Raw genomic sequence first — 22,584 nt, 5'->3', positions numbered from 1 at the left:
GGGAAATCCCCTAGCGGGAAGTGCGCCCGGGCGTGTAAGGGGCCTTGGCGGCCTCCAGGGCGTCTTCCAGCCCCTTCAGCAGCCCCGAGGCGGCGTCGAATCGGCCCTGGAAGGTCTTGAGCCCCTCCTCGGCCCAGGCCAGGTTCTGGCGCTGGGTGCCCGTGGGCAGCTGAGTGGTGGCCCAGACGCTGCCCGTGACCTCGCCAACGCGGCCCAGGATGCCCGGGACCGTGGGCTCCTGACGGGAGGCCACGGTGGCATCGCCACTGAGCAGGCTGCGGAGGTCCTTCAGGTCGACATGCAGCGTGCGGGCCCGGGCCAGCAGGGCCGGATCCGCCGCCGGCGCTTCCAAGAGGGCCTTCCGCACATGGTCGAGCCGGTTCTGGGCTTCGGTCAGGCGCTCCGAAGCGGCCATGGCCGCGCGCTGAGCCTCGCCCATGCGGGCACAGAACGCGCTGTACTCCGTCCACTGGGCCGGCGAGAGGCGGTCGGCATCCAGGGGCTTCACCTCGAAGGCGACGGGGCCGGCCACGGGCTTCAGCACCCCATCCACCTGGAAGGCGAGCGTGGCCTGGTAGCGGCCCGGCGCGGCCAGGGCCCCGTGGGCCCCGTAATCCCAGGGATCTCGCTCACCCGGAACCTTCAGGCGGATGGGCGCGGGATTCGGGAAGCGCAGATCCCACGCCACCCGGTGGAGGCCCTTCTCGGGTTTCCCCGTGATGCGGCGCACCACCTGGCCGTCAGCCGCGGTGATGGTCAGCACGGCCGCGGGCGGGAGCTCACGGTCTTCTGCGCGCAGCGCATCCCAGGAGGGGATCACGGGATCCTGCCCGGCCTTCGCGGCCTCCTTCTCCTGAGCCTGGCGCTGCTTCTTCAGCGTCTTCGGTTCCGTCTTCACATGGTAGGTGAACACCGCACCGAACGGCGGGTTGGGCGCCAGGAAGAGGGCCTCCCCCTGGAAGGATTTCCCAGGCCCTCCAAAAGGTACCGCGGGCACATAGGCGAGGGCGGGCCGGAGGCCGAACAGGTGGGCCTCCTGCTCCAAATGCTCGGCGCGGGCTTCGCGAAGGGCGGTCAGGTCATCCAGGACATAGAACCCCCGCCCGAAGGTAGCCACGACCAGATCACCCTCCCGGGCCTGGATGGCCAGGTCCTTCACGGCGATGGTGGGCAGGTCCGTGAACTTCGACCAGGACTTGCCGGCATCAAGGCTGAAGAACAGGCCGAACTCCGTGCCGCAGTAGAGAAGCCCCTCCCGGGCCGGATCCTCGCGCACGGTATGGACGCTGCCCCGCTCGGGCAGGCCTCCGGCGAGCGCTTCCCAGCTGCGTCCGCGATCCCGCGAGCGCATCAGGTAGGGCTTGAAGTCACCGGTCTTGTGGTTGTTGAAGGCGGCGTACACCGTGCCGGCCTGATGCGGGCTCGCGCTGAGGCAGGCCACATAGGTGAGGTCGGGCACGCCCGGGAAGCGCTCGACCTTCCGCCAGGTCTTGCCGCCATCCTCGCTGATCTGGATGAGGCCATCGTCGGTGCCGGCATAGAGCAGGCCTTCCACCTTGGGGCTCTCGGTGAAGGCCACGATGTTGCCGAAGAAGCTGGTGGAGGCGTTGCGGGCCACCGCATCCACGCTCTGGACCTTGTCCATGATCTTCAGGCGGCTGCGGTCGATCTTCCGCGTCAAATCAGGGCTCACGGCCGTCCAGTTGTTTCCGCGATCATCGCTGCGGAAGAGTTTCTGCGCGGCGAAGTAGAGGCGCTTCGAGTTGTGCGGGCTCAGCAGCAGCGGCGCGTCCCAGTTCCAGCGGTAGGGCTCTTCACCGGGCGCCGGCTGGGGCTGGAGCTCCACCCGCTCGCCCGTGCGGCGGTCGAAGCGGGCCAGTCCGCCGTACTGGCTTTCCGAATACACCGTGTCGGGATCCTCGGGGTCCGCCTGACTGTAGAAGCCATCGCCCCCCTGCGTCACGAACCAGTCGTAGTTCGTGGCTCCGTGCAGGTTGCGGGTGCGGCTGGGGCCGCCCATGGAGTAGTTGTCCTGGGTGCCGCCGTAGATGGTGTAGAAGGGTCGGGCATTGTCCACGGCCACGCGGTAGTACTGGATGATCGGCAGGTTGGCCTTGAACTCCCAGGTGGCGCCGCGGTCGCGGCTCTCGTAGACGCCGCCGTCGCAGCCGGAGATCAGGTGGTCCGTGTTCGCGGGATCGATCCAGAGGGCGTGGTTGTCGACATGCTTGTGGGTCTCGCCCACGCGGCGCCAGGTCTTGCCGCCGTCGTCGGTCACCTGCATCCAGGTGTCCATGGAGTAGACGCGCTTCGCATCCTTGGGATCGCAGAAGAGCTCCTGGTAATACTGAGCGCTCCCCGACACCATTTCGTTGCGGCGCTCCCAGTTCCGCCCCCCGTCGGTGCTGCGGAAGAAGCCGCCCGCCTTGTTGGCGGCTTCGATGGTGGCGTAGACCGTGTCCGGTTCGCTCTCGGGGATGGCCAGGCCGATGCGCCCCATGTCCTCCTTGGGCAGGCCCTCCTTCAGGCGGGTCCAGGTCAGCCCGCCGTCCAGGCTCTTGTGGATGCCCGCGCCGGGGCCGCCGTCGACCATGCCCCACACATGGCGCCGGCGCTGGTACGAGGCTGCGTACATCACATCCGGGTTGCGGGGGTCCATGAGTACATCCGTCACGCCGGTATGGGCGTCCACGGTGAGCACGGCCTTCCAGGTCTTCCCTGCATCCGTGGACTTGTAGAGCCCGCGCTCCCCGCCTTCCTTCCACAACGGGCCCTGGGAGGCCACGAACACCACCCGGCTGTCCCGGGGATCCACGAGGATCTTCGCGATGTGCTCGCTGGTCTTCAGGCCCATGTTCTCCCAGGTCTTCCCGCCGTCGAGGCTGCGGTACACGCCATCGCCGTAGGCCACGGAGCGCTGCGAGTTGTTCTCGCCCGTGCCCACCCAGATCGTGAGGGGATCGCGGGGGTCGATCGTGATGCAGCCGATGGAGAAGGAGCCTTCCTTGTCGAAGATGGGCGACCAGGTGGTGCCCCCATTGAGGGTCTTCCACACACCGCCGGAGGCTGCCGCCACATACCAGGTGTCCGGTTTCCGGGCATCGATGGCGATGTCACCCACCCGGCCCGAGGTGACGGCGGGGCCGATGTTCCGGAAGGGCATCGCCGCCAGGGGTGATTCTTTGGCGGCCGCGACCTCCGATTTGACGGCGGGCTTGGGCGCGGCCAGGACCGGTGCGGCCACCAGGATGAAGGCCAGGGGCGCGAGGGAACGGAATCGGGGCATGGTGCCTCCTAATACGAGGTTTGCCCCATCATGCCCGAAAAGCGCCTGGCGTCACCAGCCGGAGCCTGCCCCCTTGCCGCGTACCCGGCCCTGCCACCGCACTGTCTGGGGCCCGGGCTCCAGCTCCAGCGCTTCGCCCTGGCCTTCTCCGAGGCGCCCGCGCAAGGTCACGGTCCCCTCTGCCTGGATGAGCCGCACGGTGCGGTCGGACCCGACCGTGACGGTCACCGTGTCCGCCGCCAGCCGCCAGCCTTGGCCCTGGCACTCCACACCGCCGCCGAGGGTGATCTTCTGGGCCTCGCTCTGGCCCCGCTCCGCCCGCAAGAACAGGTCCCCGTCCGCCGCCGCCAGGGTTCCGCTCAGACCTTCCGGAAAACTCACCACCTCACCTCGGCGGACGATGCGCGGCCCGGAGAGTCGCTCCCGCAGCCGACTCCAGGTGGCGGGACGGCCCGTCAGCGTCCAGAGCGCATCCTCCCAGACCAGCTTCGCCCCCCGCAGGCTCCCGCCGGAAAACAGATTCAGCTGCACGGGACCTTCAATGGTCCAGGACCTGGGATCGCCCTGCCCCGCCCCGCCGGTGAAGGTGCCCTCCTCGCCCCGGCCCAGGACCGGTGCCTGGAGCTTCCAGCGGCGCGTGGCTCGCTCCACCAGGATGCGCGGCGACGAGAGGCTGCGCCGCCCCCAGGTGAGCAGGGCCTGGCCTTCCGCCGCGGCATGCCCGATCGGCAGGGCGGCTGGCAGATCCTGGCCGGGCGCTTCCCGCATGAAGACCCGGGGGGCCTTCAGCGTGAGGCGTTGGCCATCCAGGGGCTGATCCCAGACCACGCTCCCTTCGAGGCGCAGTCCCGCCGGGGTCCAGCGCGCCCCCTCCGTGGACAGGTGCTCCTCCCCGCCGGCCACGGCCCGACGCGCCCGGAAGCCCCTCAGCTCCACCTGCTGGAAGCGGGCCCCCGGGGCGGGACGGGGGGCCACTCCCCCCTTGGCTTCGCCCCGCCAGCCATCGGCCCGCTCGAAGGCCAGGGGCCCCGGCCAGATCACCGTGTCCGGCGTGAGGTCGGCCACCGAGGCCTGGAGCGAGCCTTCCGCCAGGCTCGCCCTCACCCCTTCCAGGTGGCCCGACAGGAAGCCCGGCGTGGCCCAGAGCCGGTCCGCGTCCATGGCCTTGAGCGTGGCGGGGGCCGTGCCGTCCGTCGGGGCCAGCCAGCGCACGGGGCCCCGCTCCACGCGGAAGCGGCCGTCGCCTTCCCGGCGCCAGCCCACCGGCAGGTTCCAGGTGCCCCGGGTGGAGCCCTCCAGGGATTCCCACCGCAGGGGGGCCAGGCCCTCCCATTCCCCGCCGGTCCAGCGGAGGGCCGGGCCCTCGCTCTCGATGCGGCCCTTGCCGAGCGGGGTGGTGGTCCCGGGCTGGGCCACGCCCAGGTCCATGGGGCCCTGCAGGGTCCAGACCCCGGCCTGGCGGCGGGCCTTGGGCGAGAGCAGGCGCCACTTCCCGGCCGGCTCGTCCAGGGAGCCCCTCACCTGGTCCAGGCGCAGATCCTCCTCGGAACCTTCGATGGTCTTGTAGGCCAGCACCATGCGGTTCTGGCCCAGCTGCTCCGTGAGGGTGCCCACGCTGCCCTTGGTGCCTTCGCCGAACAGCGGATCGCCACCCACCGTGCGGCCCGGCATGCCGCCACCGCCCACCAGGAGGAAGCGCAGCGTCAGCCCCAGGGTGCCCGCAGCCAGGCCCCAGCCCAGGCCCCGCCAGAGCGGGTGCCGCGCGGGGGGGAGGCTCTGGAGCAGGGAGGCCATCATGGGGCGGCCCCTTCAAGGGCCATGTCCACCAGCCAGGAGCGGCCCCAGCGGGCGCTGCCCTGGGGGGCGGCCGCCACGCAGATCCGCTCCCCGGCGCGGGGCTGAGCCGGCCGTTCGTGGTTGGAGAACCAGGTGAGGGGATCGGAAAGCCCGGCCACCCGCAGCTTCCAGTGATCCGCCCCGAAGACTGCGGAGGAGGTCAGCGTGCCCTCCACCCGCGCCAGCGGGGGGGCGAAGCCCTGGCCAAAGGGCTCCAGGCGGGCCAGATCCGCATCGTCCGGCAGCTCCCCAGGAGCGCCGTCCAGCAGGAGGGGCGGCAGCTCGCGGCCCTCGGCCTGCATCGCGGCCCCCCGCTGGAGGGCCTGGCGGACGAAGGTCAGGCGGGACGCCTCGAAGCTGAGGCCCGCGGCGGCGCGGTGGCCGCCGCCGCTCAGGATAAAGGGCTGGGCCAGAACCAGGAGCTCGCCCAGGTCATAGCCCTCCGGCGCGCGCAGGCTGCAGTGGGCCACGCCGTCGATGACGGTGCAGACGCCCGCCGGGCGCCCCGTGGCGCGCATGCGCTGGCCCGCCACGATGCCGATGACGCCCTTGTGGGCCGCCGGGTCCAGCACCAGGTCGAAGGCCGCGCCGTCCGGCGGCGGCAGGCTGGCTGTCAGCTCCTGCTGGATGGCGCGGCGTTCCTGGTTCAGAGCCTCCACCCGCACCATGAGGGCCTCGGCCTCGGTGGCCTCCCTCGTGAGCAGCAGGCGGACGGCATCTTCCGCGCCGCCCATGCGGCCCACCGCGTTGAGGCGCGGGGCCAGTCCGAAGGCGATGTCCTGGCCGCCCAGGGCGCCCTCCTTCTTCGCGGCGCGAAGCAGAGCCGCGAGGCCCGGGCCGTTCTTCCCGCCGAGGGAATCCAGCCCCCGGCGCACCAGCAGGGCGTTCTCGTCCACCAGGGGCATCATGTCCGCCACGGTGCCGATGGCCACGAGCTTGAGCATGCCGTCCAGAAAGGCCGCGTCGGCGCCCGTGGGATGGGGCACGGCACCCATCAGGGCCTGGGCCAGCTTGAAGGCCACGCCCACGCCCGCCAGGAAGCGGTTCGGGTAGCCGTCCAGATGGGGGTGCACCACGGCGCAGGCGGGGGGCAATTCCGGGCCCAGGGCGTGATGATCCGTGATCACCCAATCCATGCCCAGCTCAGCGCTGGCCTTCACCTCATCCACGCTGCGCACGCCGCAATCCACGGACAGGAGCAGGCCCGGGTCGCGCGTGGCCTTCAGCTCCCGAATGCAATCCAGATGCAGGCCGTAGCCATCCGAGAAGCGGTTGGGGATGAAGAAGGAGACTTCGGCGCCGAGGCGCTCCAGGGCCCGCACCAGCAGGGCCGTGGCGGTGACGCCATCCACATCGTAGTCACCGTAGACCACGATGCGCTCCCGGGCCCCGATGGCCTGACGGATGCGCGCCACGGATGGATCCACACCCGGCAGCAGGTGGGGATCGGTGCTGCGCGTCCAGCTGGGATCCAGGCGCCAGGCCAGGTCCTCGGGCTGGTCGGCGCCCCGCAACCAGGCCAGTCGCGCCAGCCGGGGCTCCAGGTTCCAGGCCGCGGCCAGGGCCCGCCAGGGCGCCGGTCCCGCCGGGATCTCCCGGCGGAGGCGCCAAGTCTTGGCCTCCATGTCAGCCCACGCTGCCCATGCGGGCGAACTTCTGGTACCGCTCCTCCACCAGCTGCTCAGCCGTCAGCTCGGAGAGCTCGGAGAAGGCCTCGATGATGGCCTCCTTCAGCGCGGCGGCAGCGGCGTCGAAATCCGCGTGGGCCCCTCCCAGAGGCTCCTTCACGATCCCGTCGATGATGCCCAGCTCCAGCAGGTGGGGCGCCGTGAGCTTCAGGGCTTCGGCGGCCTTGGGAGCCTGCGTGGCGTCCTTCCACAGGATTGACGCGCAACCTTCCGGTGAGATCACCGAGTAGATGGCGTTCTCCATCATCAGGACGCGGTCCGCCACGCCCAGGGCCAGGGCCCCGCCGCTCCCCCCCTCGCCGATGACCACGGCCACCACGGGTACTTCGAGTTTGGCCATCTCCAGCAGGTTCCGGGCGATGGCTTCGGCCTGGCCGCGCTCCTCCGCATCCACGCCCGGATAGGCCCCAGGCGTGTCGATGAGGCAGAGGATGGGCCGCTGGAATTTCTCGGCGAGCTTCATGAGGCGCAGGGCCTTGCGGTAGCCCTCGGGCTTGGGCATGCCGAAGTTGCGCAGGATCTTCTGCTTGGTGTCCCGGCCCTTCTGCTGGCCGATGATCATCACCGGATTGCCCTCGATCCAGCCCATGCCGGCCACGATGGCCGCGTCGTCGCCGAAGCGGCGGTCGCCGTGCAGCTCCTCGAAGCGCTCGCAGATGCGCTCCAGGTAATCCATCGTGTAGGGACGCTTGGGGTGGCGCGCCAGCTGGGCCCGCTGCCAGTCCGTCAGGTGGGAGAAGAGTTCCGCCTTCAGCTTGTCGAGCTTCTTCTGCAGCTTCTCCCGCTCCTTGGCCTGGGAAGGATCCATCTCCATGGCCCGGATCTGGGCCTCCAGCTCAAGCACCGGCTTCTCCAGCTGGGACAGATCCATGGTCTGTTCGGGGGTAGCGTCTTTCATGTGACCTCGGGTCAAGAAGAGGAACGGTCCAGTGTAGCCGAGAGGCTGGAATCAGGCTCTGTGCACCTTAGAGCCCGGTTGGGAGCAGAATCAGGGCCGGAGTTCCCCATGCACGGTTCGCCCTTCCCCATCCTCGGCCTCAGCGGCGGCATCGCGGCGGGGAAGAGCTTCGTGGCGGGGAAGCTGGCGGCCCGGGGGTGGGCCGTGGTGGATGCGGATGGCCTCGCACGGGAGGCGGTGCTCCCGGGCAGCGAGGGCCTTTCGGCCCTCGTGGCGGCCTTCGGCCCCAGCTGCCTCCGGCCCGACGGGGCCCTGGACCGCGCCTGGCTGGCGGCCCATGTGTTCTCCGATGACGCCGCCCGGGCCCGTCTCAATGCGATCCTCCACCCGCGCATCGAGGCCCTGCTCGCGGGCCGCCTCGCCGGGTTGCCGGCCGATACCCGCGGCGCGGTGCTGGACGCCGCCCTGTGGGTGGAGCGCGGCAAGGCCCACCACTTCGACGCCTTCTGGACCGTGGACGCACCGGAGGCCCTTCGGCTCCAGCGGCTCCAGGCTCGGGATGGGATCTCCCGGGAGGCCGCCCTGGCCCGACTCCGGGCGCAGGCCACGCCCCCGGAGCGGGCCCTCCATGCGGATCTCGTGATCCCCAATGACGGGCGGGATCTGGCTGGAATCCTGGCGGGAGCCGAGGCGGCCCTTCTGGCAAACTGGAAGGTCCGCCGTGCGCGGACCTGGAGAACCCCGATGCCCGCACCCTTCAGCGCCGACCAGCTGCGCGATGTCCTGGCCACCCTGCTCAGCCGGGGCGGCGACTACGGCGAGGCCTTCGTGGAGCGCCGCCGGGCCCATGCCCTGGGCATGGACGACGGCCGCATGGAGGATGTGCTCGCCTCAGAGACTTTCGGTGCGAGCCTGCGCCTGGTGGATGGCGAGACCACCCGCTTCGCCGACCTCATCGCCCCCACCTTTGAAGAGTTGACCGACGCCGCCCGCACCCTGGCCGCCCCCGGCACCGGCGCCGCCGCTGAGGTCCCGGCCCTGGTGCTGAAGACCCACCCCACCCCCAGCCCAGTGGAACGCGATCCGGGCCGCGTGGCCCTGAGCGAGAAAGTCGCCCTGGTGCGCCGCGCCGAGGCCCTGGCCCGGACCGAGGCCGAGGCGCTGCGCCCCGGCGCGCTGAAGCAGGTCTCCGTCGGCTACGGCGACAGCACCCAGCGGGTGTGGATCGCCGCCGCCGAATCCCGGGATGGCGCCTGGTCGGGCGCCCTCACGGAGGACCACCGCACCCAGGTGGTGCTCCGCGCGAATGTCACCGCCGGTGACGGTACCCAGCTCCAGACCGGCTACCAGGCCCTGGGCGAAACCCGCGGGTTCGAGCTCTTCACCGATGAGGCCGTGGCGCACACCGTGCGCGAAGCCGCCCGTCTGGCCGTGCAGGCCCTGGACGCGCAACCCGCCCCCGCCGGCACCTTCCCCGTGGTGCTCTGCAGCAGCGCCGGCGGCACCATGATCCACGAGGCCTGCGGGCACGGCCTGGAGGCCGACCTCGCGCTCGCGGGCATGAGCGCCTTCGCGGGCAAGCTGGGCCAGAAAGTGGCGGCCGAGGGCGTGACGATCATCGATGACGGCACCCTGCCCCACAAGCGCGGCAGCCAAGCCATCGACGACGAGGGCAACCCCGTGAGCCGCGTGGTGCTCATCGAGAACGGCGTGCTGAAGGCCTACCTCCAATCGCGGAAGACCTCGCGCAAGATGAATGCGGAACCCACCGGGAACGGCCGCCGCGAAAGCTACCGCCACCTGCCCATCCCCCGCATGCGGAACACCTTCCTGGCTGCTGGGGGCGAGGCTCCCGAAGCCATCCTTCGCGACCTGGACCGCGGGCTGCTGGTCAAGCGCATGGGCGGTGGCCAGGTGGACACGGTCACCGGCAACTTCGTGTTCCAGGTGACCGAGGGCTACTGGGTGGAGAACGGCGAGCCCAAATACCCCGTGAAGAACGCCACCCTAAGCGGCTGTGGCCCCGAGGTGCTGAAGGGCCTCACCCGCATCGGCAGCGACCTGCATCACTTCGACATCGGCACCTGCGGCAAGGACGGCCAGGGCGTGCCCGTCAGCGATGCCCTCCCCACCATCCTCTGCCCCGCCCTCGTGGTCGGTGGCACCGCCGAACCCCTGCCGAGCGTGATCTGACCATGAACCCCTTCCCTTCTTTCATTCCCGATTCCCTCGAAGCCCGCCTGCAGGACGGCATCCAGCACGCGTTGAAGCTGGGCGCGGAGGGTGCGGAGGCCTTTACCTCCGTGTCCCGCTCCCGCAAGGCCAAGGTGCAGAACGGCGCCCTGGAGGACCTCACTGCCAGCAAGCGCGGTGGCCTCGGCGTGCGGGTGATCCGTGCGGGGGGCAAGGGCTTCCGCACAGGCCTGGCCACCACCACCGATCTCGCCGCTGCCGATTTCCGCGACCTCTTCACCCAGGCCTGGGAACTGAGCGCCCTGGGCGACGAAGATCCCTGGCTCCGGCAGGCCGACCCCTCCGGCGTCGATGACCTGCCCAGCCGCTTCGACGCGACCGTGGAGGCCATCACGCCCCAGCAGCGCATCGGCTGGGCCCTGGACCTGGAAGCCCAGGCCCGGCGGGCCTCCACCAAGGTGGCCGCCGTCCGGGAATCGGCCTGGAGCGACGGATCCGGCGCCAGCCTGCTGCTCACGCAGAAGGGCGTGCGGGCCGCGGACGCCTGGTCCAGCTGCTCCGCGTCCATCGAGCTGGCGGTGGCCGACGGCGAGGAACGGCAGGCCGCCTGGCACTGGGATGTGGCCCGGCGCCCCGGCCTCGACCTCGCGGCCATCGGCGCCGAGGCAGCCCTCAAGGGCGAGCGGAAGCTGAACCCCCAGCGGCTGCCCGCAGGGAAGTACGCCGTGGTGCTCCATCCCGAGGTGGCCGTGGATCTGCTCGGCATCGTGGCGGGCATGCTGGACGCCGAATCCGTGCTCAAGCAGCGCAGCCTCTTCGCCGGGAAGCTGGGCGAACCGATCGCCTCGCCCCTGCTCACGCTGATCGACGATGGGCGCCTCGCAGAGGCGCCTGGCCGCCCCGCCTTGGGCACCGAGCCCTGGGATGCCGAGGGTCTGCCCACGCGGCGCAATGTTCTGCTCGAAGGCGGCGTGCTCAAGACCTACCTGCACACGCTGAAGACCGCCGCCGAAATGGGCGTGGCCCCCACGGCCAGCGCGGGCCGGGGCTTCGGCAGCCAACCCGGCGCCACCACCTTCAACCTGTTCCCCCTGCCCGGCGACACGGCGCCCGACGCTCTCTATCGCATGGCCGGAAACGGCGTCCTCATCACCGAGATCATGGGCCTGCACACGGTGGATCCCGTCAGCGGCGACCTCAGCGTGGGCGCCAGCGGGATCCGCATCCGCGAGGGCGCGCTGGCCGAACCCGTGGACAAGCTCACCTTCGCGGGCAACCTGCGGGACTTCCTCACGCGTATCGCCGCCCTGGGCAACGACCTGCGCTGGTACGGCAGCAGCGCGGGCCTGAGCATCCTGCTGGAGGACATCGCGCTCGGAGGCGCCTGATGGGACAGGGATTCTGGGATCAACGGTACGCCGAGCCCGATCTGGTCTACGGATCAGAGCCCAACGACTTCCTGCGCGAGATGGCCCCCCGCATTCCGCCGGGCCCCGTGCTGGGGCTGGGCGAGGGTCAGGGCCGGAATGCGGTCCACCTGGCCACCCTGGGCCACGCCGTCACCGCGGTGGACCAGTCCCCCGTGGGGCTGGCCCGCGCCCAAGAGCTGGCCCTCAGCCGCGGCGTGACCCTCGCCACGGTCGCGGCCGACCTGGCGGATTTCGACCTCGGCCCGACGCACTGGAGCGGCATCATCTCCATCTTCTGCCACCTGCCCTCCGCGCTCCGGCGGCGCCTCTATCCGCGCTACGCCGCGGCACTCGCGCCCGGGGGCATCCTAATCCTGGAGGCCTATACGCCCCGGCAACTGGAGTACGGCACCGGCGGCCCGAAGGAGCTGGATCTGCTCAGCACCCTGGCCGAGACGGTGGAACTGCTTCCGGGTCTGGAGCTGGAAGTCGGCCGGGAGGTCGTGCGGGACATCCACGAAGGTGCCTACCATCACGGCCCCGGCGCGGTGATGCAGGTGGTGGCCCGACGGCCCGCAGGGTTCCGGTCCTAGGCCGGATCTGCGATCCTGGACGCTTGTCCAGGAATCTGCCATGAGCCTCGCCTCCGCCCGCGCCTACCTTGCCTTTCCCCACCTGGAACCCGAACTCCGTGCGGAACTGGAACCCCTCGTGGCCGCTGCCGAGCGTGGCGAGGCCCAGGCCACCGCGGAGTTGGAGGACCGCTTCTTCGAACCCCTCGCCTTCGGCACAGGCGGCCTGCGTGGCTTCATGGCCGCGGGCCTCCGCCGCATGAACCGGCCCAATGTCCGCCGCACCACCCTGGCGCTGGCGGCCGTGGCCCAGCGGCGCGCACCGGGCAAGAGGGTGGCCGTGGTGGGCTACGACACGCGCCTCAATTCTGATGTCTTTGCGACGGAAGCCGCCTCGGTGCTCGCTGCGGCGGGCTATCAGGTCTTCCTCGGCACGCGCCCCCTCCCCACGCCCTTCCTCTGCTTCGCCATGAAGGCCCTGAGTTCGGCCTGCGGCGTGATCATCACCGCCAGCCACAATCCCAAGGAATACAATGGGTACAAGGCCTACAACGACCTGGGCGGTCAGGTGGTGGAGCCCTGGGACGCCGAGATCGAGGCGCAGATGGCCGCCCTGCCGGTGGTCCCCGTGCCCCCTGTCGTCCCGCCGGGCCGCATCAGCCCCATCCCCGTCGAAGTCGAGAACGCCTACCTCGCCCTGGGCCGGGACCTCCTCCAGCATCCACGGCCCTTCGAGCCGGCCCGCATCCTCTACACGCCCTTCCACGGCACCGGCATCGCCTTCGTCCCGGCCCTGTTCGAAGCGGCCGGCATCCCCCTCACCATCAGCCCCAGCCAGGGCGTCCAGGATGGAACCTTCCCCACGGCACCCCGCCCCAACCCCGAAGAGCTGGCGGCCTATGCCGCCCCCCTGAGGGAGGCCGGGGCCATGGACGCGGAGGTCATCCTGGCCAATGATCCCGATGCCGACCGCATCGGCGTGGTGGCCCTGCGGGAAGGGGCCTGGGAGCTCATGTCCGGCAATGACCTGGCCGCCCTCACCCTCGACTACCTCTGCACACAGAAGGGCCGTTCCGGCGCCGTGGTGAGCACAGTCGTCACTTCGGACTTCATGGCCGAAGTCGCCCGCCACCACGGCCTGCCCGTCGTATGGACCCTCACGGGCTTCAAGAACATCGCCGTGTGCATGGACCGCCTCGAGACCCTGGGCGAGGCCTACGCCTTCGGCGCCGAGGAGAGCTACGGCATGCTGCTGCCGCCCAGCCTGCGCGACAAGGACGGCGTCACGGCGGCCCTGGTCGTCGCCGAGATGGCCGGACATTACAAGGCGAAGGGGCTGACCCTCTTCCAGGCCGTGGATGCACTCATGGCGAAGGTCGGAACCTTCCACAACCGCCTGGTGAACCTGGAGGATCCCCGGCCCGGGGGCGCCAAGCGCTTTGCCGAGGCCATGGGCCGCATCCGCGCCGCCGGTCTGGCCTCTCTGGGCGGTGAGCGGGTCGCCAGCTGGGAGGATTTCCAAACGGGCCTCTGGCATGGCGAGAGCGGCACCGAGACGATCCTCGACCGTCCCGACCGCCGCGGGGTTGCCCTGCCCATCCCCCGCAGCAATGTGCTGAAATTCCGCCTCCAGAGCGGAGCCTTCGCGGCCTTCCGCCCCAGCGGCACCGAACCCAAACTGAAGGTCTACCTCCAGTCCCGCGGCGACGCCGCCCAGCTGGACCGCATGGAAGCCGAAGCCCGCGCCCTGTTGGGCCTCTAGGTTTCTTCTCCCCCACGAAAAACGGCGCCGATGGGGGCGCCGTTTTTCGTGGGGAGCGGAGTGCTACTTCTTCTTGATGGTGGTCAGCTTGCCATCGGCCCAGCCGTGGCAGTCCTTGCACTGGGACTCCTTGTACTTCGCGACCATCTTGGTGGTGGCGGCGTTGAACTTCTTGTCCTTGGGGGCCCCTTCGTGGCAAGCGGTGCACTTGGCACCCTTGACGGTGGTCATCTTGGCGCTGGCGACGGGGGCGACGGCCAGGGCAAGCAGGGCGGTGAGGAGGGTGATGCGGCGCATGAGGGCTCCTACTTTGTTGGGGTTGGGACCGGGCTCAAGGGCCGGGTCAGGGGAGGAAAAGCAAACAGCATTCCAAGTTATTCAGCACGGTCCTTCTGGGCTTCTTCCTGCTTCTTCACCAGAGCTGCATAGTACTCGGGCCGGGTTTCGCGGAGGTGGTCCGCGGAGGCCTTTCCGGTCAGCCAGGCCAGATCCATGGGGTAGACCTCGGGATCGAAGATCACCAGGTACCAGTGCCACACGAGGATGGAGAGGGTGGCCAGGATCGCTTCATACCAGTGGGCGGCGGTGGCGGCATCGAGCACCCAGATGGGGAAGTGCTTGAGGCTCCAGTTCTGCGCCCAGAGGAGGAGGCCCGTCACGGCCATCACCACGGTGCCCCACATGAAGGCCCAGTACTCCATCTTCTCGGCGTAGCCGAACATGCCGAAGGTGGGCCGCTTGTCGGTCAGGCCCAGGTTGTAGCGCAGGGCGTTGGCGATGTCCTTGGCGTCCTGCCAGCCCGGCAGCAGCTCGAACAGGATCACGCGGTCGCGCTTCACCAGGGCGAGGTGGATCACATGCATCACGGTGGCGGCCATCATGACCACGGCGGCGATGCGGTGGACCCAGCCACGGATCAGGCCGGCTCCATTCATGCCCAGGACCTTCACCCAGCCCGCCTCGGGGAACTTCAGGGCGAAACCGGTGATGACCAGGAGGATGAAGCTGACCATCACCATGCCGTGGGTGATGCGGAAGGTCTTGTTCATGCGGGGCAGCTGCTCGCCCGTCCCGTGGTGGGGCTTGTGGCGGCGCAGCTTGGCGAAGTAGTCCAGGCCGTTGTGGAAGAGCATGAAGCCGATGGTCATGGGGATGAGGGCGTAGTAGGCCCAGCGGATCCACTTCACCGAGATGTGCTCGATGCCGCCGGCGGTGCGCACATGCACCTTGCTGCGGGCGATCTTGTCGCCGGCGCCGGGGTGACACTGTCCGCAGGTCTTCTGGAGGTTGGCGGGGTTGACCGTGGAGCGGATGTCCGCGGACGGCAGGATGTTGTGCACGCCGTGGCAGGAAGCGCAGTTGGCGGCGGTCTGCTGTCCGCCACGGATGGCCAGGCCGTGGAAGCTGTCCTGGAAGGCCGGCACCTTGTCGCCGAAGCCGTAGCGCGAGTTGAGCCGCTCGTCGCCGTGGCAGCGGCCGCAGGTGACGGTGGACACGCGGGCCGCGTTCACCAGGGAGCCCGCTTCCTTGGGGGCCAGGATGTTGTGCTCGCCGTGGCAGCCCGTGCAGGTGGGCGAATCCTTGGAGCCGCGCTTGACCGCGAGACCATGCACGCTGTCGGCGTAGACGGCCTGGACATCGTTGTGACAGACGCCGCAGGTCTCCGCCACATTCGCGCGATTCACCTTCGCCTTGGGATCCGCGGAAGGCAGGATGTCGTGGCTTCCGTGACAATCAGAGCAGGAGGCGGCGCTGGCGTTCCCCTTGGCCACTTCGCGGCCGTGGACGCTCAGGCGGTAGGCTTCCACCGGCTTGGCGAAGGGAATCTTGTGCTTGGCGAGGAAGTCCGGGTTGGAGTGACAGGCCCCGCAGGTGTCCGCCAGGTTTTTCTTGTTCACGGCGGAGGCCGGGTCGCTGCTGGCCACGATCTGGTGCGTGGGGCCGTGGCAGGACTTGCAGGTGGCCGTATCGGCCATCCCGTTCTGCTTGGCGACGCCGTGGATGCTCTTGCCGTAGGCCTTCACCTGGTCTTCGTGGCAGGTCGCGCACTTCACCGGCGCGGGCTTGTCGGCATGGGGCAGCTTCGTGATGCTGCTGTGGCAATCCGTGCAGGCCATGCTGCCGTGCTTGGTGGCGGCGAACTTGGCGAGATCCACCTCGTGGCACGAAGTGCAGTCCTGCGCGGTCGGGGCCGCGGCAAGGGCGAGGGAGAACAATCCAGCAAGCAGCAGACGCATAGCCACCTCTCAAGTCCTCTAACCCTAGCCTGAGTCTTCAGGTCGGTGCTAGGCCCTGGTGATCTGGATCACGACATTTGTCTGGATCCGCAGCAATCGCGACTCATCCGTACAGAAAAAACCGGGCGGAAACCCGCCCGGTTCGGTGCTTGAACCACCTCTCAGCGGCTCACTTGCCCTTGTAGTCCTTCAGCCAGTTGAGATCAACCTCAGCGGCCTTCTTCTTGGCCTTGGTCTCTTCCAGGAACTTGCCGCGGGCGGACATTTCGCCACCCTTCTTGGGGGCGCCCACATGGCAGGCCTTGCAATCCTTGACCTCGGCGAAGCCGAGTTCCTGGGACTTCTTGACCCAAGGCATCTTGGCCTGGGCGGGAACAGCGAGAATCAGCGCCGCAGCGGCGATGAGGGTGGCGATGCGCATGGTGCCTCCGGGAAGTGGGGGTCCCGCGAACGGGACGGGTCGAGTCACAGGTCTGCAATAAGGGTACCGAGAATTGATGTCGTTACAAGACCCTGGAGGCGTTTGAATCGGCTAGAGCACCAGATGCTCCTGATATTCCCCAAATTCACCGCGCAGCGAATCGCAGATTTCCCCCACCGTGGCCTCAGCCTTCACCGCCGCAAGGATGAGCGGCATCAGGTTTTCCGTGCCGCGGGCCGCCTTGGAGAGGGCCGCGAGGCAGGCCGAGGCGGCGCCCTGGTCCCGGTTCGCGCGCACGGCGGCGATCTGGCGGCGGCGGGTCTCACCCAGGGCCTCGTCCACCCTCAGCAGATCCGGCTTCACCTCACCGGTGATGGCGAAGCGGTTCACGCCGACCACGACCTGCTCGCCCTTCTCCACGGCCTTCTGGTAGGCGTAGGCCGCGTTCTGGATCTCCCGCTGGGGGAAGCCCTTCTCGATGGCGCTCACCATGCCGCCCAGGTCGTCCACCTTGGCCAGCAGGGCCGCCGCGCGGGCCTCGAGCTCGTCGGTGAGGGATTCGATGAAATAGCTCCCGGCGAAGGGATCCACCACATCGGCCACCCGGGATTCATAGGCCAGGATCTGCTGAGTGCGCAGGGCGATCATGGCGCTCTGCTCCGTGGGCAGGGCCAAAGCCTCGTCCCGGCTGTTGGTGTGCAGGCTCTGGGTGCCGCCACACACGGCGGCCATGGCCTGGACGGTGGTGCGCACGATGTTGTTGTCCGACTGCTGGGCCGTGAGGGTGCTGCCCGCGGTCTGAGTGTGGAAACGCAACATCTGGCTTTTTGCATCGTCCGTCTTGAAACGCGTCTTCATGATCCGGGCCCAGAGGCGGCGAGCGGCGCGGAATTTGGCGACCTCCTCGAAGAACTGGTTGTGGGCGTTGAAAAAGAAACTCAACCTCGGCGCAAAGGCCTCCAGCTTCAGCCCGGCATCCAGGGCCGCCTGCACATAGGCGATGCCGTCGCCCAGGGTGAAGGCGATCTCATGGGCCGCCGTGCACCCCGCTTCGCGGATGTGGTAGCCCGAAATCGAGATGGTGTTCCAATTGGGCACCTGGTCCGCGCAGAAGGCGAAGATGTCGGTGATGAGGCGCAGGCTCTGGCGGGGCGGGAAGATGTAGGTGCCCCGGGCCATGTATTCCTTGAGGATGTCGTTCTGGATGGTGCCGCTCACCTTGTCCCAGCTCACGCCCTGTTCCTCCGCCACGGCGAGGTAGAGCGCCAGCAGCACGCTGGCGGGGGCGTTGATGGTCATGCTGGTGCTGACCTTGTCCAGGGGGATGTCGCGGAACAGCGTGCGCATGTCGTGGATGGAGCTGATGCTCACGCCCACCTTGCCCACCTCGCCCAGGGCCATGGGATGGTCGGGATCCATGCCGATCTGCGTGGGCAGGTCGAAGGCCACGGACAGGCCCGTGGTGCCCTGCTCCAACAGGTAGCGGTAGCGGGCGTTGCTCTCCTCGGCGGTGGCGAAGCCCGCGTACTGGCGCATGGTCCAGAGCCGGCCGCGGTAGCCCGTGGGCTGCACATGGCGGGTGAAGGGGAACTTCCCGGGGGCCCCGAGATCCCGCAGGGGATCGTGCTCCGCCAGATCCGCGGGGGTATAGCTGTTCTTCAGGGGAATGCCCGAGCTGGTCTCGAAGACCTTCTCGCGCAGCTTCGCCGGATCTTCCTTCACCGTGAGCTGTGCCCGCACCTGCTCCAGGAAATCCCTCTGGTACATGAAGCCTCCGATGAGATCCACCTTATCGCCGGGCCGCAGGCAGACGCTACACTGGCCCCTTCCTTTCTCCGAGCCCGCCATGCCGCTGCCGCCTCCGCCGCCCGCCTCCGTTCAACTCATCACCGGTGCCGATGTCTGGACCTCCCAGGGGCCCCAGCGCGGTCAGGCACTCGTCCTCCGGAAGGGGAAGATCCTCGCCGTCGGGGCCATCGAGACCCTGGCCAAGGCCCACCCAAAGGCCACCCGCATCGACCTGCCGGGCGGCACGCTGCTGCCGGGTCTCATCGAGGGGCACGCGCATGTGGGTGGCCTCGGCGCCCTCGCCCGCAAGGTGGATCTCACGGGCGCCGTCAGCCTGCCGGCCGCGCTGGACCGCCTCAAGACCTGGACCGCTGCCCATACCCAGGGCTGGCTGCTGGGCCGGGGCTGGGACCAGAACCGCTGGCCCACCAAGGCCTTTCCCCGGGCCCATGACCTCGATGTGCTCACGGGCACCCGCCCGGCCTTCCTCCAGCGGGTGGATGGCCACGCCGCCTGGGTGAACAGCGCCGCGCTGGCCATGGCGGGCATCGGCCCCAAGACGCCGGATCCCGAGGGCGGCCGCATCCTCCGGGACGAGTTCGGCCGGGCCACGGGCATCCTGCTGGACAACGCCGTGGACCTGGTCCGGAAGCTCATTCCCGAACCGGGCCGCGCCGAACAGGAAGCGCGCCTGAGAGCCGGACTGGAGGCCCTGCGCGCCCAGGGCTTCACCGCCGTGGCCGACATGGGGGTGACGGGCCCCGAGCTGGCCGCCTACCGCCGCATGGCCGCCGCAGGAACGCTCCCCATCCGTGTCTTCGCCTACCTCAGCCACGACCACCGGCTGATGCTCCGCGAACTGAAGCAGCCCCGGCCCAAGAACCTGTCCTTCTTCCAGGTGCAGGGCGTGAAGTTCTACCTGGATGGCGCTCTGGGCAGCCGCGGCGCCCGACTCCTGGCGCCCTACGCCGACGAGCCCGCCACCCAGGGCCTCTGGGTGACGGAGCCCGCCAAGGTGGCCCTGGATGCGGCCATCACGATGAAGGCCGGCTACCAGCCCGCCATCCACGCCATCGGCGATGCCGCCAACCGCGCGGCCCTCGACCTCCTGGCCCAGGCCATGAAGAAGGGCCGGGGCGCCCTGCCCCCCCGCATCGAGCACGCCCAGATCGTCACCGCCGACGATGCCGCCCGTTTCGGTAAGCTCGGCGTGGTGGCCAGCGTCCAGCCCGTGCACTGCACTTCGGATCACAGCTGGACCCCCGCCCGCCTCGGCCCCGAGCGCCTGAACGAGGCCTTCCCCTGGCGCAGCTTCGAAAGCGGCGGCGCCCTGTTGGCTTTCGGAAGCGACGCGCCCGTGGAGGATCCCAATCCCTTCATCAGCCTGGCCGCGGCCGAGACCCGACGGGACCCGGACGGCAACCCGCCCGGCGGTTTCCTTCCCGCCCAGCGGCTCACGCGCCTCGAGGCCGTCCGCGCCTACACGGCGGGCAATGCGACGGCCCTGGGGCGGGGGAAGGAGCTGGGCACCCTCCAGAAAGGGGCCGTGGCCGACCTCCTCTGGGTGCAGGCTCCGATTGGAGACCTCACCCCCGAGGCCCTGCGGAAGCTGAAGCCTGGACGCCTGTGGGTGAACGGGGTGGAAGTGCCCCTGGCACACTAGAGCCATGAGCCACCCCCCGAGCCTCCGCCCCGCCGCCCCCCTGCTGGCCCCGTCCCTGCTCTCCGCGGACTTCACGCGGCTGGGCGAGGAGCTGCGGATGATCGAGGCCGCCGGGGCCCAGGTGGTGCATGTGGATGTCATGGACGGCCGCTTCGTGCCGAACATCACCATCGGCCTGCCGGTGGTAGAGAGCCTGCGGAAGGCCACGGCGCTGCCCCTGGACTGCCATCTGATGATCGTGGAACCCCTGCGCTACGCGGCCGAGTTCGTGAAGGCCGGCGCCGACTGGGTGAGCGTCCACCAGGAGGCCGATCCCCACCTGCACCGCACCCTGGCCGCCATCCGCCAGGCGGGCGGCAAGGCCGGCGTGGTGTTGAACCCGGGAACCCCGGTGGAGGCGCTGGTGGATCTCGTCGGCGACTTCGACTTCGTGCTGCTCATGAGCGTGAATCCCGGCTTCGGCGGCCAGAGCTTCATCCCCCGCGTGCTCGACAAGGTGAAGCGCCTGGACGCCCTCCGCACCGAGCGCGGCGCGCCCTTCTTCATCCAGGTGGATGGCGGCGTGAGCCTGAAGAACGCGGGGGATCTGGTGCGGGCCGGCGCCGACTGCCTCGTGGCGGGCAATGCCGTGTTCAAGGCCGCGGATCCGCGCGCCGCCGTGGCGAACCTGCTGGGAGAGATGGCCGCCGGCCGCCAGGCCTGAGTTCCGGTCCGCTGCAGGATGCCACGCCCTCCCCCTGGGCCGCAGGCCACCGAGACAGCGGCAAGTCTCCAAATCACAATCACATCCCTGTGTTTGGCCCCGGGGTGGCACCGGACCTGCTACCCAGGCATCCAATCCAGCGCCTGACTCGAAGACCTGGCCAGGGAGGCACCCATGACACGGCATCGACGCGCAAGCACCTGGGCCCTGCTGCTGATGGTGGCGGGCCTCCACCTGAATGCTCAGCACGACCGCCGAGAGGAACCGGCCCGCCCGGAACGCCCTCGCGAGGGCCGCCCCCTGACCGAAAGAGGCCAGGAGCGGGGTCGGGAGGCGCCGTCCCGGTCCGCCCCGGCCCCCCGGGAACGGGGGTTCGAGGAGCGCGTGCGTCCGGAGCAGCCGCGACGCAGCGAGCCGGAGCGGCTCCGGCGAGCTGAGGAAGTCCGGCCGCGCCCGGAACCGCGGGCTGAACGGAGGGAACCCGCCGCCCCCCGGGGCGCCCCTTCCACCCGGGACCTGGGTCGGCCCCCACGCCAGGAGCTTCGCCCCGGGCCGGTCCGGCCTGAAGCCGCCCGCGCCTGGCAGGCCCGGGAATCCTGGCGCCGGGACGCCTGGCCCGCCCACCCCTCGTGGCGGGAGCATCGGGCCCATCGCTGGGAAAGTGAGCACCGGACCTGGGCCCAGCGCGGAGGCTACGGCGGCTACCGCATCCCCGAGCCGCAGTTCGTTGCCCGCTTCGGTGACCGGCACGCTTTCCGGATCGGGAGCCGCCCCATGATCTACCGCGGCTATCCCCGGTTCCGCTGCGGCGGCTACTGGTTCCTCATCGTGGATCCCTGGCCCGAGTTCTGGGCGGATGAGTGGTATCTGTGGGACGACATGTACATCGACGATGCCTTCGACGGCTACTACCTCACGAGCCGCCGCCACCCGGGAATCCGGCTGGCGATCATGGTCTCGCTGTAGCCGCCAGCGCCGCTTTCGCCTCCCGCCGCATCCGCTTGATCTCCCGCTCCCGGCGCAGCGCATCGCCCTTCGTGCCGCACCCCTCGCGGTAGACCAGCTCCAGCGGGCCCCGGCCCCGGGTGTATTTGGCGCCCTTCCCCGCCTGATGCTGCGCCAGGCGCGCCGCCACATCGAGGGCGACACCGCAGTAGAGCGTGCCGTCCGCGCATTGGAGCAGATACACCCACCAGATCCCGCTCAAGGCTTCAGACCCAGGATCTCCCGGATGCGGGCCAGGCCTTCCGGCTTGCCCTGCCCCCGGGGCAGGTGCAGCACCACCAGGGCCGATCCGCGGCCGCCAGCCACCCAGGCGCTGGTGGCCGTGGGTTCCCCGATCACCGGCGCAGTGCCCGTCTTGAACCACCAGCCCTCCTTGCCGAAGAGATCCTTCACCTCGACCCAGAAGCCCGCGAGGTAGCGCTTCCCGAAGATGACGACCTCTCCCTGCTGCGGCTCCATGAGCCAGCGCAGGAACGCCTCAGGACTGGTGCGAAGCAGGTCGCCACCCCCCACCCAGGCTGCCGAGAAAGCGGGAAGGCCCTCTCCCGGCGGAAGCCGGCGCCCCAGGAAGGGCGCGAAGACCTCCTCCATGCGCAGGCGGGCCGCGGCATCTCCGTAGTCCTGCAACCACCGCGTCTGCGCTTCTGCGATCCAGACCAGGAAGGCCAGATCGCAGTCTTCCGCCAGGGCCCGGCCCAGATCCATGCGCCCATGCCCCTCGCGCTTCCCGCAGAGGAAGGATCCGGCCATCCCCTGGCAGCGGAACTGGACATTCCGGCTGGACCAATCGGACCCCTCGAGCCGCATCCAGATCAGCTTGGCGAGGCCCCCCATGGGCGCCTCCTTCTGGGCCTCCCCGTAGCTCCGCACCTCCCCATCGCCCAGGGTGAGGGACAGGCCCTCGCCAGGCTTCAGCACCGGCATGGGGAGCACCAGCCTGGATCCGGCCTCGGAGGGCTGCGCCACCGCCAGCAAGGCCGGGAGCAGCACGGCCAGCAGGAGCCTCGCCTTCCCCCACCACGATCCGCCGCGCGAGCCCCGCCCTGTCACGCCCCGTGCCCGCACTGGAACCTCCGCTGTGGGGCGATGCTACCAAGAATCGGAAGGCGCCGCCGATCGTCCC

General features: G+C 69.8%; 17 protein-coding genes. 7 read left to right on the top strand and 10 right to left on the bottom strand.

The window, feature by feature from the left end; all coding sequences use genetic code 11:
• Window positions 1-10: 10 nt before the first annotated feature.
• The 4 genes from QZ647_RS05325 to QZ647_RS05310 are packed head-to-tail and all read right to left on the bottom strand — an operon-like array spanning window position 11 to window position 7,708.
• On the bottom strand, window positions 11-3,286 hold the full coding sequence (locus QZ647_RS05325; RefSeq protein WP_291271170.1) for a hypothetical protein: 3,276 nt from the start codon (window positions 3,284-3,286) through the stop codon (window positions 11-13).
• 51 nt (window positions 3,287-3,337) lie between these two features.
• Complete coding sequence (locus QZ647_RS05320; RefSeq protein ID WP_291271169.1) at window positions 3,338-5,083, bottom strand: hypothetical protein; 1,746 nt, start codon at window positions 5,081-5,083, stop codon at window positions 3,338-3,340.
• Complete coding sequence (locus QZ647_RS05315) at window positions 5,080-6,747, bottom strand: DHH family phosphoesterase (protein ID WP_291271168.1); 1,668 nt, start codon at window positions 6,745-6,747, stop codon at window positions 5,080-5,082. The genes QZ647_RS05320 and QZ647_RS05315 overlap by 4 nt, the downstream gene beginning before the upstream one ends.
• 1 nt (window position 6,748) lies before the next feature.
• Window positions 6,749-7,708: an acetyl-CoA carboxylase carboxyltransferase subunit alpha gene (locus QZ647_RS05310; protein WP_291271167.1), complete on the bottom strand. Its 960-nt coding sequence runs from the start codon at window positions 7,706-7,708 to the stop codon at window positions 6,749-6,751.
• A gap of 108 nt (window positions 7,709-7,816) precedes the next feature.
• On the opposite strand from QZ647_RS05310, the gene coaE reads away from it, so the two are divergent.
• Genes coaE through QZ647_RS05290 form a run of 4 tightly spaced genes read left to right on the top strand, consistent with a single transcriptional unit; the run spans window position 7,817 to window position 13,644 of the window.
• A complete protein-coding gene (gene coaE / locus QZ647_RS05305; protein WP_291271166.1) occupies window positions 7,817-9,901 on the top strand; it encodes a dephospho-CoA kinase in 2,085 nt (694 codons plus the stop codon).
• 2 nt (window positions 9,902-9,903) lie between these two features.
• Window positions 9,904-11,289, top strand: a complete 1,386-nt coding sequence (locus tag QZ647_RS05300; RefSeq protein WP_291271165.1) for a TldD/PmbA family protein — start codon at window positions 9,904-9,906, stop codon at window positions 11,287-11,289.
• Window positions 11,289-11,903, top strand: a complete 615-nt coding sequence (locus QZ647_RS05295) for a class I SAM-dependent methyltransferase (RefSeq protein ID WP_291271164.1) — start codon at window positions 11,289-11,291, stop codon at window positions 11,901-11,903. Before QZ647_RS05300 ends, QZ647_RS05295 begins: the two co-directional genes overlap by 1 nt.
• Window positions 11,904-11,943: 40 nt before the next feature.
• Window positions 11,944-13,644: a phospho-sugar mutase gene (locus QZ647_RS05290; protein ID WP_291271163.1), complete on the top strand. Its 1,701-nt coding sequence runs from the start codon at window positions 11,944-11,946 to the stop codon at window positions 13,642-13,644.
• Between the two features lie 63 nt (window positions 13,645-13,707).
• On the opposite strand, the gene QZ647_RS05285 is transcribed toward QZ647_RS05290, so the two are convergent.
• From QZ647_RS05285 to QZ647_RS05270, 4 genes are all read right to left on the bottom strand, one after another.
• Window positions 13,708-13,941 carry a cytochrome c3 family protein gene (locus QZ647_RS05285; RefSeq protein ID WP_286353388.1) on the bottom strand — a complete coding sequence of 78 codons (234 nt, stop codon included), beginning with the start codon at window positions 13,939-13,941 and terminating at the stop codon, window positions 13,708-13,710.
• Window positions 13,942-14,018: 77 nt separating this feature from the next.
• On the bottom strand, window positions 14,019-15,881 hold the full coding sequence (locus QZ647_RS05280) for a cytochrome b/b6 domain-containing protein (protein ID WP_291271162.1): 1,863 nt from the start codon (window positions 15,879-15,881) through the stop codon (window positions 14,019-14,021).
• A gap of 169 nt (window positions 15,882-16,050) precedes the next feature.
• Complete coding sequence (locus QZ647_RS05275) at window positions 16,051-16,302, bottom strand: hypothetical protein (RefSeq protein WP_286353390.1); 252 nt, start codon at window positions 16,300-16,302, stop codon at window positions 16,051-16,053.
• A gap of 111 nt (window positions 16,303-16,413) precedes the next feature.
• Window positions 16,414-18,069 carry a methylmalonyl-CoA mutase family protein gene (locus QZ647_RS05270; protein WP_291271161.1) on the bottom strand — a complete coding sequence of 552 codons (1,656 nt, stop codon included), beginning with the start codon at window positions 18,067-18,069 and terminating at the stop codon, window positions 16,414-16,416.
• 79 nt (window positions 18,070-18,148) lie between these two features.
• Between QZ647_RS05270 and QZ647_RS05265 the strand changes: the two genes are divergently transcribed.
• From QZ647_RS05265 to QZ647_RS05255, 3 genes are all read left to right on the top strand, one after another.
• Window positions 18,149-19,753 carry an amidohydrolase gene (locus QZ647_RS05265; protein WP_291271160.1) on the top strand — a complete coding sequence of 535 codons (1,605 nt, stop codon included), beginning with the start codon at window positions 18,149-18,151 and terminating at the stop codon, window positions 19,751-19,753.
• 4 nt (window positions 19,754-19,757) lie between these two features.
• On the top strand, window positions 19,758-20,456 hold the full coding sequence (gene rpe / locus QZ647_RS05260) for a ribulose-phosphate 3-epimerase (RefSeq protein WP_291271159.1): 699 nt from the start codon (window positions 19,758-19,760) through the stop codon (window positions 20,454-20,456).
• 174 nt (window positions 20,457-20,630) lie between these two features.
• Complete coding sequence (locus QZ647_RS05255) at window positions 20,631-21,422, top strand: hypothetical protein (protein ID WP_291271158.1); 792 nt, start codon at window positions 20,631-20,633, stop codon at window positions 21,420-21,422.
• Here QZ647_RS05255 and QZ647_RS05250 read toward each other — a convergent pair.
• Complete coding sequence (locus QZ647_RS05250; protein ID WP_291271157.1) at window positions 21,406-21,645, bottom strand: GIY-YIG nuclease family protein; 240 nt, start codon at window positions 21,643-21,645, stop codon at window positions 21,406-21,408. The two genes, QZ647_RS05255 and QZ647_RS05250, sit on opposite strands and share 17 nt — an antisense overlap.
• A 14-nt stretch (window positions 21,646-21,659) precedes the next feature.
• Window positions 21,660-22,526 (bottom strand): hypothetical protein, encoded by an 867-nt coding sequence (locus QZ647_RS05245; protein ID WP_291271156.1) that lies wholly within the window; start codon window positions 22,524-22,526, stop codon window positions 21,660-21,662.
• Between the last annotated feature and the right edge of the window lie 58 nt (window positions 22,527-22,584).

This window comes from Geothrix sp., assembly GCF_020622065.1.
GTDB lineage: Bacteria > Acidobacteriota > Holophagae > Holophagales > Holophagaceae > Geothrix.
The sequence above is the reverse complement of the archived record's forward strand: the minus strand, read 5'-3'. Positions and strand labels throughout refer to the sequence as shown.

Bases quoted from the DNA above. Each gene is read 5' to 3' on its own strand.
- QZ647_RS05290 (WP_291271163.1), top strand. From the start codon at position 11,944: ATGAGCCTCGCCTCCGCCCGCGCCTACCTTGCCTTTCCCCACCTGGAA.
- QZ647_RS05275 (WP_286353390.1), bottom strand. From the start codon at position 16,302: ATGCGCATCGCCACCCTCATCGCCGCTGCGGCGCTGATTCTCGCTGTT.
- QZ647_RS05300 (WP_291271165.1), top strand. From the start codon at position 9,904: ATGAACCCCTTCCCTTCTTTCATTCCCGATTCCCTCGAAGCCCGCCTG.
- QZ647_RS05315 (WP_291271168.1), bottom strand. From the start codon at position 6,747: ATGGAGGCCAAGACTTGGCGCCTCCGCCGGGAGATCCCGGCGGGACCG.
- QZ647_RS05280 (WP_291271162.1), bottom strand. From the start codon at position 15,881: ATGCGTCTGCTGCTTGCTGGATTGTTCTCCCTCGCCCTTGCCGCGGCC.
- rpe (WP_291271159.1), top strand. From the start codon at position 19,758: ATGAGCCACCCCCCGAGCCTCCGCCCCGCCGCCCCCCTGCTGGCCCCG.
- QZ647_RS05325 (WP_291271170.1), bottom strand. From the start codon at position 3,286: ATGCCCCGATTCCGTTCCCTCGCGCCCCTGGCCTTCATCCTGGTGGCC.
- QZ647_RS05265 (WP_291271160.1), top strand. From the start codon at position 18,149: ATGCCGCTGCCGCCTCCGCCGCCCGCCTCCGTTCAACTCATCACCGGT.
- QZ647_RS05270 (WP_291271161.1), bottom strand. From the start codon at position 18,069: ATGTACCAGAGGGATTTCCTGGAGCAGGTGCGGGCACAGCTCACGGTG.
- QZ647_RS05255 (WP_291271158.1), top strand. From the start codon at position 20,631: ATGACACGGCATCGACGCGCAAGCACCTGGGCCCTGCTGCTGATGGTG.
- QZ647_RS05320 (WP_291271169.1), bottom strand. From the start codon at position 5,083: ATGATGGCCTCCCTGCTCCAGAGCCTCCCCCCCGCGCGGCACCCGCTC.
- coaE (WP_291271166.1), top strand. From the start codon at position 7,817: ATGCACGGTTCGCCCTTCCCCATCCTCGGCCTCAGCGGCGGCATCGCG.
- QZ647_RS05285 (WP_286353388.1), bottom strand. From the start codon at position 13,941: ATGCGCCGCATCACCCTCCTCACCGCCCTGCTTGCCCTGGCCGTCGCC.
- QZ647_RS05295 (WP_291271164.1), top strand. From the start codon at position 11,289: ATGGGACAGGGATTCTGGGATCAACGGTACGCCGAGCCCGATCTGGTC.
- QZ647_RS05310 (WP_291271167.1), bottom strand. From the start codon at position 7,708: ATGAAAGACGCTACCCCCGAACAGACCATGGATCTGTCCCAGCTGGAG.